The 15,054-nt window shown below is 60.9% G+C and carries 14 protein-coding genes; 11 read left to right on the top strand and 3 right to left on the bottom strand.

The window, feature by feature from the left end:
- Positions 1-124 precede the first annotated feature (124 nt).
- Complete coding sequence (locus CCICO_RS04825) at positions 125-283, top strand: hypothetical protein (protein WP_018019968.1); 159 nt, start codon at positions 125-127, stop codon at positions 281-283.
- 43 nt (positions 284-326) lie between these two features.
- Here CCICO_RS04825 and CCICO_RS04830 read toward each other — a convergent pair whose 3' ends face one another.
- Positions 327-998, bottom strand: coding sequence for a 3'-5' exonuclease (locus CCICO_RS04830; protein ID WP_018019967.1), 672 nt, complete (start codon positions 996-998; stop codon positions 327-329).
- 96 nt (positions 999-1,094) lie between these two features.
- On the opposite strand from CCICO_RS04830, the gene ligA reads away from it, so the two are divergent.
- Entirely contained in the window at positions 1,095-3,182 is a 2,088-nt protein-coding gene (gene ligA / locus CCICO_RS04835; protein WP_051067264.1) for an NAD-dependent DNA ligase LigA, read from the top strand.
- On the opposite strand, the gene CCICO_RS04840 is transcribed toward ligA, so the two are convergent.
- On the bottom strand, positions 3,154-3,810 hold the full coding sequence (locus CCICO_RS04840; RefSeq protein ID WP_026161490.1) for an ACT domain-containing protein: 657 nt from the start codon (positions 3,808-3,810) through the stop codon (positions 3,154-3,156). The genes ligA and CCICO_RS04840 overlap by 29 nt on opposite strands.
- A 160-nt stretch (positions 3,811-3,970) precedes the next feature.
- On the opposite strand from CCICO_RS04840, the gene gatC reads away from it, so the two are divergent.
- The 3 genes from gatC to thpR all read left to right on the top strand — a co-directional run bounded on the left by gatC (position 3,971) and on the right by thpR (position 6,538).
- Positions 3,971-4,264 carry an Asp-tRNA(Asn)/Glu-tRNA(Gln) amidotransferase subunit GatC gene (gene gatC, locus CCICO_RS04845; RefSeq protein WP_018019964.1) on the top strand — a complete coding sequence of 98 codons (294 nt, stop codon included), beginning with the start codon at positions 3,971-3,973 and terminating at the stop codon, positions 4,262-4,264.
- Positions 4,265-4,282: 18 nt separating this feature from the next.
- On the top strand, positions 4,283-5,767 hold the full coding sequence (gatA, locus tag CCICO_RS04850; protein ID WP_018019963.1) for an Asp-tRNA(Asn)/Glu-tRNA(Gln) amidotransferase subunit GatA: 1,485 nt from the start codon (positions 4,283-4,285) through the stop codon (positions 5,765-5,767).
- Positions 5,768-5,878: 111 nt separating this feature from the next.
- Positions 5,879-6,538 (top strand): RNA 2',3'-cyclic phosphodiesterase, encoded by a 660-nt coding sequence (thpR, locus tag CCICO_RS11380; RefSeq protein WP_363324758.1) that lies wholly within the window; start codon positions 5,879-5,881, stop codon positions 6,536-6,538.
- Positions 6,539-6,627: 89 nt separating this feature from the next.
- Here the strand turns inward: thpR and CCICO_RS04855 are convergent, their stop codons facing one another.
- The gene (locus CCICO_RS04855) at positions 6,628-6,951 is read right to left on the bottom strand and encodes a hypothetical protein (protein ID WP_018019961.1); all 324 of its coding nucleotides are present in this window, start codon (positions 6,949-6,951) and stop codon (positions 6,628-6,630) included.
- Positions 6,952-7,010: 59 nt separating this feature from the next.
- Here CCICO_RS04855 and CCICO_RS04860 point away from each other — a divergent pair, with 59 nt between their 5' ends.
- The 6 genes from CCICO_RS04860 to CCICO_RS04885 all read left to right on the top strand — a co-directional run bounded on the left by CCICO_RS04860 (position 7,011) and on the right by CCICO_RS04885 (position 14,833).
- Positions 7,011-8,522 (top strand): DHA2 family efflux MFS transporter permease subunit, encoded by a 1,512-nt coding sequence (locus CCICO_RS04860; RefSeq protein ID WP_244264000.1) that lies wholly within the window; start codon positions 7,011-7,013, stop codon positions 8,520-8,522.
- 17 nt (positions 8,523-8,539) lie between these two features.
- Positions 8,540-9,571 carry a 6-phosphofructokinase gene (locus tag CCICO_RS04865; protein WP_018019959.1) on the top strand — a complete coding sequence of 344 codons (1,032 nt, stop codon included), beginning with the start codon at positions 8,540-8,542 and terminating at the stop codon, positions 9,569-9,571.
- Between the two features lie 64 nt (positions 9,572-9,635).
- On the top strand, positions 9,636-11,141 hold the full coding sequence (gatB, locus tag CCICO_RS04870) for an Asp-tRNA(Asn)/Glu-tRNA(Gln) amidotransferase subunit GatB (protein WP_018019958.1): 1,506 nt from the start codon (positions 9,636-9,638) through the stop codon (positions 11,139-11,141).
- A 521-nt stretch (positions 11,142-11,662) separates the two neighbouring features.
- Positions 11,663-12,859, top strand: a complete 1,197-nt coding sequence (locus CCICO_RS04875; protein WP_018019957.1) for an efflux RND transporter periplasmic adaptor subunit — start codon at positions 11,663-11,665, stop codon at positions 12,857-12,859.
- A complete protein-coding gene (locus CCICO_RS04880; protein WP_026161489.1) occupies positions 12,852-13,529 on the top strand; it encodes an ABC transporter ATP-binding protein in 678 nt (225 codons plus the stop codon). The genes CCICO_RS04875 and CCICO_RS04880 overlap by 8 nt, the downstream gene beginning before the upstream one ends.
- A complete protein-coding gene (locus tag CCICO_RS04885) occupies positions 13,526-14,833 on the top strand; it encodes an ABC transporter permease (RefSeq protein ID WP_018019955.1) in 1,308 nt (435 codons plus the stop codon). Before CCICO_RS04880 ends, CCICO_RS04885 begins: the two co-directional genes overlap by 4 nt.
- Positions 14,834-15,054 lie beyond the last annotated feature (221 nt).

A 15,054-nucleotide genomic window follows, 5' to 3' on the forward strand; every position in this document is an offset into this window, starting at 1 on the left:
GCTGGGTGGGTGGGCGTCGATCAGCGCTGTGATGGCACGCGAAAACTCTGATGCGTAGTAGCATTCGGGAAGTGAGCTAGGATTGGCAGCGCATCTATTTCAGGCTGATCCAAGGAGAACCGTCGTGAGCCCAGTCGGAGGCGAGGAGCTGGATCCGGAGTCGCTGCCGAAGAACAAATACGGCCTGCCGGATTTCACTGGTGATGATCGCACCAGCACCGTGGTGGGCATAGCCGTTTCTGTTATTTTTCTCGCCGTGATTGCGGCGGCCATTATTCTCTAGGTGCCGCCGCGCACCGTGCAGTGCCGGCGGGGTAGGTCAAGGTTTAGCCGCGCATCGGCCACACGGTGCTCACGCTGGTGGAGTCCTTGCCGCGGCTTTCGAAGTATTTTTTCAGGCTTGATTGCGACTCGTAGTACCACACGGCCTGCTGTTCCATGAGTTCATCGGCGTCCATCTGGGCCAGCTCCGGCCACATGCGTAGCTGCTTCCACGCGATGCGTGCGGCGGCGAGGGCGTCGGCGGTTGCTTCGTGCGCGTTGTCGAGCCGCACCCCATAAAACTCGCACAGGCTGCCGAGCGTGCGGCGCCCTTTGCGGTAGGGATCCTTAGCCTTATCGATCACATACGGGTCATAGACCAATCCTTTAATCACAAAGTCTTGGGAGCGCTGCCGCAGAATCGTCAGGTCAAAGGTGCCGTTGTACACCACGAGGCTTTGGCCTTCGGACCAGCCGCGGTAGATACGCTCGATCGTCTCGCTCAGCACCTCATCGTGCGGGCGGCCGTGCTCGCGCGCATACTCCGTGCTGATGCCGTGGACCTTCGTCGCTTCCTCGGAGATGGGCACGCCCGGATCGGCCAGTAGCTCCAGTGGCTCCACCTCGCGGCCTTTGATGGACACCAGCGCCGAGGTGACGATGCACGCCTCGAGAGGGTCATTGGTGGTGGTCTCCAGATCAAAGGTGAGCATGTTCTGCGGATCGAAGTGAGTCATAGTTCCATAGCTTAAACTGCGTGCCGGACACGAGTCGTGAAGGCTTCGTAGCAGCTGCCCCCGCATGCTTATCGACGCCGCCTCGCCGGAACTCTGATGCGTAGTAGCACCAGAAATCGAGGTGGTTCACACACGCTAGACTGTGGAGGCGTGACTACGAACGATCTGCGCAAAAAGTGGGACGAGCTAGCGACGGCTGTACGCCATCACCGCGAGAAGTACTACAACCAGCAGCCAGAGATCTCGGATGGCGAGTTCGATCGGCTGTTTCGTGCGCTGGAGCAATTAGAGGCCGAGCATCCCGAGCTGCGGGTGCCGGATTCGCCGACGCTGCAGGTGGGCGCGCCGGTGGCGGAGTCGTCGAGCTTCGCTAATGTCACTCATTTGGAGCGGCTTTATAGTCTGGACAATGTTTTCACCCTCGAGGAGCTTAGGGCGTGGCTGGAGCGCACTTCTGCGGAGGAGTATCTCACTGAGCTGAAGATCGATGGCTTGTCGATCGATCTGGTCTATCGCAATGGACAGCTCGAGCGGGCAGCCACCCGTGGCGACGGCCGGGTGGGGGAGGATATTACCGCCAACGCCAAGGTGGTCGAGGACATCCCGCACCAGCTGCAGGGCAGCAAGGATTACCCAGTGCCTGAGCTAGTCGAGATCCGCGGCGAGGTATTCATCGCCATCGAGGATTTCGCCGATGTCAATGCTGCTCGCATCGATGAGGGCGGCAAGCCCTTCGCTAATCCGCGCAATGCTGCCGCGGGTAGCCTGCGGCAAAAAGATACCGCGGCGGTGCGGCGCCGGAAGTTGCGCATGATCTGCCACGGTATCGGCGCCCGAAAAGGTTTCGCGCCGGCATCGCAGCACGAGGCCTATGAGGCGATGACTGCGTGGGGTTTGCCCACCTCCGCCTACACCACCACGGCCGGAAGCGTCAGCGAGATTATTTCGCAGGTGGAGTATTGGCAGAAGCATCGCCACGACGCCGTCTTTGAACTCGATGGCCTTGTAGTCAAGGTCAATGACCTTCAGCAGCAGCGCGACTACGGGGCCACCTCTCGGGCGCCGCGCTGGGCGATCGCCTACAAGTATCCGCCGGAGGAGGTAACCACCACGCTCGTTGATATTCGGGCGAGCGTTGGCCGCACTGGGCGGGTCACCCCGTATGCGGTGATGGACCCGGTGTTCGTCGCCGGCTCGACGGTGAGTATGGCCACCCTGCACAATCCCGAAGAGGTGCGCCGTAAGGGAGTCCTCATCGGCGACACAGTGGTGATCCGCAAAGCCGGGGAGATCATTCCGGAGGTACTCGGCCCGGTGGCCGATACTCGCGACGGCAGCGAACGAGACTACATTTTCCCCACGCTCTGCCCCGAGTGCGGCGCCCGCTTGCGCCCAGCTAAAACCGACGACGCCGACTGGCGCTGCCCCAACACCCGATCCTGCCGCGGTCAGCTCACCGGCCGATTGTCCTACCTTGCCTCGCGCAGCGCCTTCGATATTGAGGCCCTCGGCGAGAAGGGCGCCCAGGATCTCATCGACCGGGGCATCCTCCGCGACGAAGCCGGCCTGTTTGACCTCAGCGAAAAGGATCTGCGCGCCTCTGCGGTCTACACCACCTCCACCGGTGCGATTAACGCCAGCGCGAAGAAGCTACTGGATAATCTCGCCGCCTCCATGACGGTGGAGCTGTGGCGGGTACTCGTGGCCCTATCGATCAGGCATGTTGGCCCCACCGCCGCCCGCGCCCTCGCGCAGCATTTTGGATCCATCCCAGCGCTTTTCGACGCTCCGCTGGAGGAGATTGCCGAAGTCGAAGGGGTAGGCCGCACCATCGCGGAATCAATCGCCGACTGGTGGGAGGTGGACTGGCACCGCGCCATCGTTGAACGGTGGGCGGCCAGCGGAGTGAGAATGACGGAAGAGCCGTCCGCTGCAGCCGAGCTGCCCCAGGTACTCGACGGCATGAGCATCGTGGTGACCGGCACGCTCGAGAACTTCACCCGCGATGAAGCCAAGGAGGCCATCATCTCCCGCGGCGGTAAGGCGGCATCCTCGGTATCAAAAAAGACCACCTATGTGGTGGTCGGGGAAAATGCTGGATCCAAGGAAACCAAGGCCCGAGACTTGGGCCTTGACATCCTCGACGAGGCCGGCTTTATGCAGCTTTTAGGATTGAGCCAATAACCTGGCCCACATTGCCGAGGTGCTCCACCTCGCTGGAGAGGAAGTCCGGTCCACCGGGGCGGCCCACCACCAGTAGCAAGTCGGTGGACCCCAGCGGCACCACGGCCAGCGAGGCGTCCAAGAGAGCCCAGTGCTCGGGCACCCATGTTTCCTCCTCGGGATCGAGCAGTCGCGCCGACTGAACGTTGATCTCCGGAAGGTTGCCGTCGTCTTCGGGGGCTGCGGTGGAGGCGGCGACGCGCCCAGCCGGCCCGAGCACAATGGCCCACCCAGAGGTCATTGTGCGGGGGATGACGTCGACAAGCTCCTGCATAGCTACATCGATGCGCGAGGAATTTTCGGCGACAGCGGCCAGCATTCTGATCTGGCCGCGGCGATCAACCACGCCAGAGAAGGGGCGCAGCGAATCGACGATCACACCGGGGATTTCCTGCGCGGCGGAGACGATGCTGTCTGGAAGCGTGCCAGTCGGCAGATCCACCACGATGTCATCCATGACGGTGCCGCTGTCGAATTGGTGCACAACATCCACCGATTGGATATTGCCGCCAATGACTCCGATCGCCTCAGCAAGCAGGCCGAGACTGCCGGGTTCGTCGGGCAGGAGGACTCGTATTAGGTAGGACACACCGTTCATAGTAGCGACTTTTGTGATCCACGCGTCAGCGGGTGGGGTGGGCGCATGCCGCATCCGCCGGTGCACCGGGACGGCGCACTCTGATGCGTAGTAGCCGTACGTTAAGCTAGGGAAGTTACAGCGAAACCCTTAAGAGGAGGACGAATTCACCGTGGCTGATATTTCTCGTAGCGAGGTAGCCCACCTGGCTGATCTCGCCCGGCTAGCCCTAAGCGACGAGGAGCTCGATCACCTCGGCACGCAGATCATCAACATCGTTGATCACGTCGAGGCTGTGCAGGAAGTAGACACCGACGGAGTCGAGCCGATGAGCCACCCGCACTCGGTGTCCACCGGGATGCGCGAGGACGTAGTGAAGCGCTCGCTGAGCCCCGAACAGGCACTCGATCAGGCCCCCGACTCGGCCGAGCAGCGTTTCGCCGTGCCGCGGATTTTGGGCGAATAGAGAAGGGATACTGACCACATGAGCTCTTATGTTGAATCGAGCGTAGAACTCCTCTCGCTCAGCGCCGCCGAACTCGCTAAGAAGATCCACTCCGGTGAGCTCTCCTCCCGCGAGGTTACTCAGGCCTATCTCGACCGCATCGACGAGGTCGATGACGAGATCGGCGCGTTTCTCTATGTTGGCGCCGAGCAGGCCTGCGCTGCCGCCGACGCAGTGGACGAGGCCATCGCCCGCGGTGAGCAGCCGGCGTCGCCGCTGGCCGGTGTGCCGGTGGCCCTGAAGGACGTCTTCGTCACCACCGATGCCCCCACCACGGCGGCGTCGAAAATGCTCGAGGGCTACATGAGCCCCTACGATGCCACCGTGACCGCCAAGCTGCGCGAGGCAGGCATCCCGATTCTCGGCAAGACCAACATGGATGAGTTCGCCATGGGGTCGTCCACCGAGAACTCGGCCTACAAGCTCACCCGCAACCCCTACGACACCCAGCGCACCCCCGGCGGATCCGGCGGTGGCTCGGCGGCAGCATTGGCCTCGCTGCAGGCGCCGCTGGCGATCGGCACCGACACCGGTGGTTCCATCCGCCAGCCTGCGGCACTGACCAACACCGTCGGCGTCAAGCCCACCTACGGCACCGTGTCCCGATACGGCCTGATCGCCTGCGCCTCCTCCCTCGACCAGGGCGGCCCGGCTGCACGCACGGTGCTCGACACCGCCTTGCTGCACGAGGTAATCGCCGGTGAAGATCCCTTCGACGCCACCTCCGTGCGCAAGCCGGTGGCGCCTGTAGTCGAGGCGGCCAAAAAGGGCGCGCACGGCGATCTCAGTGGCATCACCGTGGGCTGCCCCAAGCAGTTCATTCGCGACGGCTACCAGGCCGGCGTACTCGAAACGATCGACGCCTCCCTCGAGCAGCTCAAGCAGCAGGGCGCAACCATCGTCGAAGTCGACTGCCCCAGCTTCGACCACGCCCTCAATGCTTACTACCTGATCCAGACCTCGGAGATCTCCTCCAACCTGGCGCGCTTCGATGGCATGCGCTACGGACTACGCACCGGCGACGATGGCTCCCACTCCGCCAATGACGTGATGGCCATGTCCCGCGCCGCCGGCTTCGGCGACGAGGTCAAGCGCCGCATCATCCTGGGCACCTATACGCTCTCAGTCGGCTACTACGACGCCTACTACCTGCAAGCCCAGCGCGTGCGCACCATGATCGCCCGCGATTTTGCCCGCGCCTTTGACAGCGTCGACGTCATCGCCGGCCCCGTCACACCGACCACCGCCTTCAACCTCGGTGAGAAGCTCGACGACCCGCTCGCCATGTACAACTTCGACCTGTTCACCCTGCCGCTGAACCTGGCAGGACTCGCCGGCATGTCCGTGCCCGCCGGCATGGCCCCCGACAGCGGCCTGCCCGTAGGCCTGCAGCTGATGGCCCCGGCCTTCTGCGACGACCGCCTCTACACCGTCGGCGCTGCCTTCGAAGCAGGGCGATCCTAAAGTGATGATCTGCTCCCCTTGCTGCGTGACTACGCATCAGAGTTATGCGATCCGGGCAAGGGGAGCGTAGCCGCGTTTATCCGCCCAGATTGTGGGGTGGGTCAAGCGGCTGTGAGACTTAAAAGCACTGGTGAGGCGGCTGCGTTGAGTTCGACAAACCTGCGTGTATTTAGCGCGGTGTATCCGTCCATGGCTGCTAGAGAGCACCTGGCAACTCTGTTGCGTAGTAGCACTACGGACACGTGCCTGCGGTGGCAGTCATCAGATACGTGGCACATCACTTGTCAGTTTTACGGCCGCATTCCCTTAAACACCGTGGAGGAGATCAGCGGCTATCTGGCGGAGTCGCTCAGCACGGTGGCGCCGTTTCGCCTCGCACTGCAGGGCGCGGGCCATTTTCAACAGCGGTGTCTGTGGATCGGTGTGGGCGAGGGCAGCCACGCGATGAGTGAATGCATGCAGCGCTCGCTCCTGCCGGGTACCACGGCCGAGCATGACCCGCGCCCGCATCTCACCGTGGCGAGATGCCCACGAACTCCGCAGGTTGATCGACGCCACCAACAGCCACCGCACGCCGAATCCGTCCTCACTGGTCTTGCTGCCGATTTCACTAGTTATGTGGGGCCCTGTTTCCTCGTTGATCGGGTGCACCTGATGGCCTCAGAACTCGGTGCCGCGCCTGGAGTCCCAGCTCGGCACACCCTCATCAGCGAGATACCGCTAGGACAAAAATTGCCCCGCCTGACCTCGATAGGTCAGGCGGGGCGGTAGTGTGCGCAGACGCGGCGCGGTCTAGCTATGTGCAGCCGGTGCCGGCGGCACGGCTTGATCAAGCGCGGCGGTTGAGGCCGCGGAGGTGTTTAGGCCTTGTCGTTGAGTGCCCAAGCAGCGCCAGCAGAGGCTGCGGTGACAGAAAGCACGGCAGGCCAAGCGCCGATCTTCTTGGCCAACGGGTGAGAGAGGCCAAATCCGGCCACATAGAGTCCGGTCAGCCCGGCGGCCACAACTCCGCCGCTTTTGGCGTACCAGCTGCGGGCCGCATAGCCGCCGGCGGCAGCCAAGATCGCCCCGCCGAGTGGGCGGATTTCAGTTTCTCTAGCGGTGAGCCATCCGCCGATCAATCCGACGGTGACCATGGCGGCGGTATTGACCTGCTCAGCTTTTTTCAGATTCATACCGGCCATCGTAGCCTTCCAGCTCGGCCTGTGGGGCACGCCGCGGCAGCGGAGTAGACTCTCGTGCCATGTCTACTCCTCGTTTTCCTAGTCGAGACCGTGACGCGGCGTCGCTGAGTACGGGGGAGGAAGCTGGCAGGGAGGTGGCGTCGATAAGCATGCATTCTGAAAGCGCCGAGCGGAGCGAGTCGAAAGGCGAGGAGCAGAGGAGTATGCGGCCGCAGTGGAAGGCGCTGGCGGCGCTGTGCATCGGGTTTTTTATGATCCTGCTGGATCAGACCATCGTCGCGGTGGCCACCCCGCAGCTCTACGAGCAGCTCGATGCGACACTGACTCAGGTGGTGTGGGTGACAAGCAGTTATCTGCTGTGTTTTGCGGTGCCGCTGTTGGTGACGGGCAGGCTGGGGGATCGATTCGGTCAGCGCGAGGTCTACATAGTGGGCATGGCGGTGTTTACGCTGTCGTCGCTGGCGTGTGGGCTGGCGCAGTCGGTTCATGCGCTGATCATTGCTCGCGCTGTGCAGGGCATAGGTGCGGCGCTGCTGACTCCGCAGACAATGAGCGTGATCAACCGCATCTTCCCGCGCGATCGGCGCGGCGCCGCCATGGGGGTGTGGGGCGCTGTCGCGGGCCTGGCGAATCTCGCCGGGCCCCTGCTGGGCGGGGTGCTGGTGTCCCGTTTCGGTTGGCAGTGGATCTTTTTCATCAACGTCCCGATTGGGGTGGTCTCGATTGTGCTGGTGTGGGCGTGGGTGCCGTCGCTGGATCGGGTGGCGCGTCGCATCGACGTGGCAAGCGTGGCGATCAGCATGGCGGGGGTGTGCGCGTTCGTCTTCGCGGTGCAGCAGGGGCCCGCCCTACACTACGCAGCAGTCGTATGGGTGTTGCTGCTGTTCGCACTCTGCTGCGTAGTAGCATTCATCGTCCTGCAGCGCCGTGCCGCCCGCGCGGGTCGCGACCCACTGGTGCCGCTGGAGATTTTCGGATTTCGGAACTTTTCCATTGGGGCGTTTTCGATTGCGACGATGGGGTTTTGCGTGAACTCGATGATGTTACCGATCATGATGTTTTTGCAGTCAACGCACGACATGGATGCCCAAGCCGCCAGCCTCCTGCTGGTTCCTATGGCGTTGGTCGCCTGCGTGCTTGCCCCTATCACTGGGCGCATGTCCGATCGCGTGCACCCGCGCACCATGTCGGTGATTGGTTTCGGCGGCTGCGTTATCGCGCTGGGCATCATGACGGTATTCATGCTTATCGACGCCGCCCCGCTGCTCATGATGATCCCGATTACTTTATTCGGCGTGACGAGCGCGTTTGTCTGGGCCCCAAATTCGGTAGCCACCATGCGAGAGCTGACCCCGCAGCTATCTGGGGCGGGCTCGGGGGTCTATAACACTACGCGTCAGCTTGGTTCAGTGATCGGTGCCGCCGCGGTGGGGGCGGTGCTGTCTACGAGTGAAGCACTCGCGATGGCGCTGCCGATGCTGGCCATGATCTGTGGGTTGATGAGTGTAAGCAAATACACGTTTCCGAAATCGGAAGAAACGGCTGTCCGATCGGGCATTACGCACGGATAAGGACTAGACTTAAGCGCATGCGTATTGCGACTCTTACTTCTGGTGGCGACTGCCCCGGCCTGAATGCTGTTATCCGCGGTATTGTTCGTACTGCGACCGCCGAATATGGTTCCACGGTGGTGGGATACCAAGATGGCTGGGTGGGCCTGCTTGAGGATCGCCGCACCCAGCTCTATGACGATGAGAGTATTGACCGCATTCTGCTGCGCGGCGGCACTATTTTGGGTACCGGTCGCCTGCACCCTAACCAGTTCCGCGATGGGATCGACCAGGTCAAGGCGAATCTTGCTGACGCTGGTATCGATGCCCTGATCCCGATCGGCGGTGAGGGAACCCTCAAGGGAGCCAAGTGGCTGTCCGATAACGGTATCCCGGTGGTGGGCGTGCCGAAGACCATTGATAATGACGTCAACGGCACTGACTACACCTTCGGCTTCGACACTGCTGTGTCAGTAGCCACCGACGCTATCGACCGGCTGCACACCACCGCCGAGTCGCACAATCGTGTGATGATCGTGGAGGTTATGGGCCGGCATGTCGGGTGGATTGCGTTGCACGCCGGTATGGCCGGTGGTGCCCACTACATTGTGGTGCCCGAGCATCCCTTCGATATCAACGACATCTGTAAGCGCATGGAGCGTCGATTCCAGATGGGCGAGAAGTACGGCATTATCGTTGTCGCTGAGGGTGCGCTGCCGAAGGAAGGCACTATGGACTTCAACGAGGGCGAAGAAGACCAGTTTGGTCACAAGACCTTCAATGGCATTGGCCAAGTCATTGGCGAGGAGATCAAGAAGCGTCTCGGCCAGGATGTGCGCACCACTGTGCTGGGCCATATCCAGCGCGGCGGTACCCCGACTGCGTTCGATCGCGTTCTCGCTACCCGTTATGGCGTGCACGCGGCCCGCGCCTGCCACAGCGGCGATTTTGGTAAGTCCGTGGCTCTGCGCGGTGAGCACATCGAACTGGTGGACCTCGATGTAGCAGTGGGCAAACTCAAGAGCGTGCCCGAGGGGCGCTACCGCACCGCTCAGGCGCTCTTTGGTTAAACCCGTTTCGCATTCAGGCCCGCATGGATATCCCCATGCGGGCCATGAACTATTATGGGGTGCTATGACGCAAGCGGATTTTGACTTGATGGACTTCGAGGATGTTCTCGCCACCTACGATCCCGTGATGGGGCTTGAGGTGCACGTAGAGCTCTCTACCGAGACGAAGATGTTCTCGGCGAGCTCCGCGCATTTCGGCGCCGCCCCGAACTCGAATGTGGACCCGGTGAGCCTGGGACTTCCCGGTGCGTTGCCGGTGGTCAACGCCAAGGGCGTGGAATGGGCAATCAAAATTGGTTTGGCGTTGAATTGCTCGATTGCGGAGTCCTCCCGCTTTGCGCGCAAGAACTACTTTTACCCAGACCAGCCGAAGAATTACCAGATCTCGCAGTACGATGAGCCGATCGCCTATGACGGCTATCTTGATGTTGTGCTCGATGACGGCGAAGTGTTTCGCGTTGAAATCGAACGCGCCCACATGGAGGAAGACACCGCGAAGCTCACCCACCTCGGTGGCGCCGATGGTCGCCTGCAGGGCGCAACCTCGTCGCTGGTGGACTGCAACCGTGCCGGTGTGCCGCTCATCGAGATCGTAACCAAGCCGATCGAGGGCGCCGGCGCGCGCACCCCCGAGGTGGCCCGCGCGTATGTCTCCTCCCTGCGGGATCTCGTGAAGTCCCTCGGGGTCTCCGATGCGCGCATGGACCAAGGCTCGATGCGGTGCGACGCTAACCTGTCGCTGCGCCCCATTGGTCAGAGTGAATTCGGTACCCGTACCGAGACCAAAAACATCAACTCGGTGCGATCTGTCGAGCAGGCCGTGCGCTTCGAGATGCAGCGCCAAGCCGCCGTGCTGCAGGCAGGTGGGTCTATCCGTCAGGAAACCCGGCACTACCAAGAAACCGACGGCACTACCACCCAAGGGCGCCGCAAAGAAACCGCGGATGATTACCGCTACTTCAACGATCCCGACCTACCGCCGGTGTTTGCTCCGCGCGAGTGGGTAGAGGAGATCCGCGCCACCCTGCCGGAGCTTCCCTGGGTGCGTAAAGCTCGGCTGCAGCAGGAATGGGAGCTTTCCGACGCCTCCATGCGCGACCTGGTCAACGCCGGTGCCCTCGATCTGATCGTCGCCACCATGGAGGCAGGCACCACCTCCGCCGAGGCTCGTTCTTGGTGGGTGTCCTACCTCTCCCAAAAGGCCAATGAACTCGATGTTGATCTTGAGCAGCTTGCTATCACCCCAGAGCAGGTCGCTGAAGTGGTCGGCATGATCAACGAGGGCAAACTCACCAACAAACTCGCCCGCCAGGCCGTAGACGGTGTGCTCGCCGGCGAGGGCAGCGTCTCCGAAGTTGTGGCCTCGCGTGGCCTGGAAGTGGTGCGCGATGATGGCGCCATCGAAAAGGCCGTCGACGAAGCCCTCGCCGCCAACCCCGACATCGTGGAGAAATACAAGGCAGGCAACAAAAAGGTCACCGGCGCCATCGTTGGCGCAGTGATGAAGGCCACGCGGGGCAAGGCCGACCCGGCAGTAGTGAACCAGCTGATTGCCACCAAACTGAAGTAACTACGCAACAGAGTAGCCGGCAGCATATCCCCAGTTCCAAGGGGTGCTGCCGGTTTTCTTGTGCGCACATGGGTGCTGTTGCGCTAACAGGAGCATAGGTACTGAGTGGGTGTGAGAGGGTGGGTCTGGTGCTGGGGGCGGTACCGGATAGTTCGGCGGTAGCAAGCAACTAGGCCATGCTTCATCGCCGACTCCAACACTGCTGCACTGCGCCTCTGCGTGGATAGCCCTAAGCGAACGGCGGGGGAGAGTTACAGGGGGTAGCGAGGTGGTGGCGGAATTCAAAGCACTGGGATCAGTGGATAGCTGCTACTACGCAGCTGGGTGCTATTAGATGCACTATGCCAATGACCAGCAGAGAAAGTATTTCTTAGGCTGTTGCGTAGTGCCCATAAAGTCTATTGATCTGTCTGTTACGGAAACCTTATACTTCTGGGGTGTCAAGAAAAGTGAAAATAGGTGTCATTGGGGGAGGGACGGTGCTGGCGGTCCTCTTGGTCGTGACAGGAGTACGCGCGGCTATGGGTCCAGCAGCCACAAGTCTTACCAGCGCGGACATAGCGGTGGTGAAAAAGGAAGAAGTAAAGCGCCAGGTCTCCAGCGCGGGAACGCTGGAGCCGAAGAGCCAGACAACGCTTTCGACGACGCTTACCGGTCCAGTCCTGGAAGTGCTGGTTCGGCCGGGAGATCGCGTCGGCCAAGGCCAACTTCTCGCTCGAATCGATGCCTCCGATGTGCAAACCCAGCTAAACAAGCAGCGGGCCGAGCAGGCTGCAGCTAACACCACCAACGAGCAGGCAGTGGCAAAAGCACAGCAAGAGGCGAATCAGCAGGCTGAAGCGTTGCGACAAGGGCTCAATCCTGAGATCAACGCGGCAACCACCGCATTGACGCAAGCGCAAACCCAGCTCGATGCTGCTATCGCAAGCGGCAACCAGGAAGAAATAGCGGCCGCCACCCGTGCTAAGGACGAGGCACACACAGCTCTCGAAGCGGCGCGGTACACGGCAAAAACTCAGCTGCGTAGTAGCAAATCAGCCTTGGAAGAAGCTCAAGCCCAAGCACAGGCGGCAGCCACCAGTAACGATCTTGCCAACAGTGAACTGGTGGACAAGATCAACTCCTCCGAAATCTACGCGCAACAGGCAGGCATCGTCACCGCCGTGCCGGCTAAAGAGGGAAAGCCTGCGGCCGAAGGGGTGGTGACTGTGGCTGATGACAGCGTGATGGTTATTCAGTCGTCGGTAAAAGAAGCCGAGGTGCCGAAGTTGAAAGAGGGCATGTCGGTCTCCTTTACCACCATCGCCACGGGCGATAAGAAATTCAGCGGCACGGTGAGTTTTGTTTCTCCAGTAGCCACAGCGGAGCCTGCGAAAGAAGACAACGGGAAAACGGTGGCGTCTTTTCCGATCGAGATCGAAGTGACTGGCGATAGAGAGGGGCTACTTCTCGGCTCTGCTGTGAAAGCAAAGATAACCACAGAGTCATCGCCGAGATCACTTGTTGTGCCCATGGAAGCAGTGACCGAGGATGGCCATGTGCTGGTTGTGGTGGGTGATGGTGAAAAACGTAGCGTCGAAAAGCGCGCGGTCGAGAAAGGGATGAACAACGATTTCTTGGTCGCTGTGACGAGCTCCGAGCTCCAGGTAGGCGAGAAAGTGATCGCTCGCGCCGCGGAATACGCGCACCTTGAGGGCCAGGAGGTGCGGGTTGAGTGATCAGCCACTTCTGCTACTACGCAACGTGGTCAAGAGATTCCACTTAGGGGGCGCAGGTGAACTGACAGTGCTGCCTGGAGTCGATCTAGCGGTAGGGCGTGGTGAGTTCGTCTCGATCGTGGGGACTTCTGGGTCGGGAAAATCGACGCTGATGAACATCATCGGGCTGCTGGATCAGCCCACCGAAGGGGACTATCTCTTCGATGGCCAGGACGTGCTGAACATGTCGGACAACACACTCGCGCGCTACCGGAGCGAGCATGTGGGCTTTGTGTTTCAGAACTTCAACCTCATTGGCCGGCTCAGCGCACTACGCAACGTAGAAGTGGCCATGATGTACAACCGTGTTCCGAAGAGGCAGCGCCGCGACCGCGCTCTTGAACTACTTGCCCAAGTGGGTATGGCGGATCGGGCAGAACACACCCCCGCCGAGCTATCCGGTGGCCAAAAACAACGCGTTGCCATCGCGCGGGCGCTTGCAAATGATCCCGAATTAGTCCTCGCAGATGAACCGACGGGTGCCCTCGATACCGAGTCTGGGCGGATGGTGATGGACATGTTCCACGAGCTGCACTCCAGTGGATGCACGATCGTCTTTATCACCCACAACCCCGAGCTCGCTGAAGAAACTCAGCGGATCATCACTCTCAAAGATGGGGTGATCCAGTGACTCTCGGTGAAGCGATGGTATTGGCATTATTCAACCTGCGCACCAACCTACTACGCACATTTTTGACCCTACTCGGAGTGATCATTGGAGTCGCAGCCGTGATCACCATCTTGACGCTCGGCGCCTCGCTCAACAGCTCTATTAAAAAGACTTTTGAAGACCTCGGGGGAAGCGATATCACTGTGGTTGTAGAGCCGTCTGCCGGGGAAGAAAGCGACACGGACAACTCAGCCGACGATCCCTTCCAAGCACTCTACTCAGGAAGCAGTAACGACGATCCAGATTCGGGTTTTAGCACCGATGACATCGAGACCCTGAAGGCACGGCTCGGAGCGTCGATAAGCGGTGTCGGGATCGGGGCAGGGCAGTCTGCCTCACACTACGCAGGAGCCGTGACAGTTAGCTCCTCGGAGCCAACCGACGCGGCCATAGCGTTTGTCAACGCCGATGGTTTCTCGTTCGGAAAGCAACGCGTAGTAGCTGGGCGGGGAATCACTGAGGAGGATGCCCGCGACCAAAGGATGGTGGCGGTGGTACCCGAAAAACTCATCGAGAAATACTTCGATGGCAACGCCTCGGAGGCGCTCGGCCAGGAAATCAGTTTTGGGTGGGAGGACAGCTTCTTCGACGTTCGCGTAGTGGGCGTATATAGCCAAGATGAAACGCCGCTGGTCGACTCTGGGAATACACCAGCTCAGCTCTATTTGCCTTATAGTGTTGCGCCACTGACCGTCGCTCCCGGTGAGCCGCTGATGTGGAGCAACATCGTTGTGCGTGCAGCCGACGGCGTAGAGCCCGACACCGTGCGTGCGGAGATCGACCGGACCGTAGCCACGATGTGGAACAACCGCGAAGGCTACCAAGCTCGCACGCTCGACTTCTCCAGTGTGCTCGAAGAGTCCAACAAAATCACCAACATGCTCAGTGCGGCCCTCGCTGCCATCGCCGGAATATCGCTGCTCGTCGGAGGAATTGGAGTGATGAACATCATGCTCATCACCGTGACCGAACGGACCCGTGAGATTGGCATCCGCAAAGCACTCGGGGCCACGGCCAAGGACATACGCACTCAATTTGTCGTCGAGGCCATGATGGTATGCCTCGCCGGGGGACTAGTGGGAGTTCTGGCAGGCGGGGTGTTCGGGCTCGCTGGGTCAGCCATGATGCGCAACCCGGTGCTTCCACCGATCGGCGGAATCGTGTTCTCACTGTTGTTTTGCCTCGCGATTGGGCTGTTTTTTGGCTGGTACCCAGCTCGGAGGGCAGCGAAGCTGAATCCCATCGAGGCGTTGCGGTACGAGTAGCAACCACAGCTACTACGCATCAGAGTTTAAGGCTATTTGTCCTGCTCGCTGGCTGATGCGTAGTAGCTCGAAGACTAGATTCTCGTCGATGTCCCCGCCTGGGCTGTGCATAAAAAACTGCGAAATTCACAGGCTGGCGGGGCAGTGGGGCCGTGTTGTAGCGGTGGGTTTGCGGATCTGTAACAGTGTTGCTCACAAACACACCTACTGCTGCTGAGATA

It is taken from the genome of Corynebacterium ciconiae DSM 44920 (assembly GCF_030440575.1).
In the GTDB taxonomy this organism is placed as follows: domain Bacteria; phylum Actinomycetota; class Actinomycetes; order Mycobacteriales; family Mycobacteriaceae; genus Corynebacterium; species Corynebacterium ciconiae.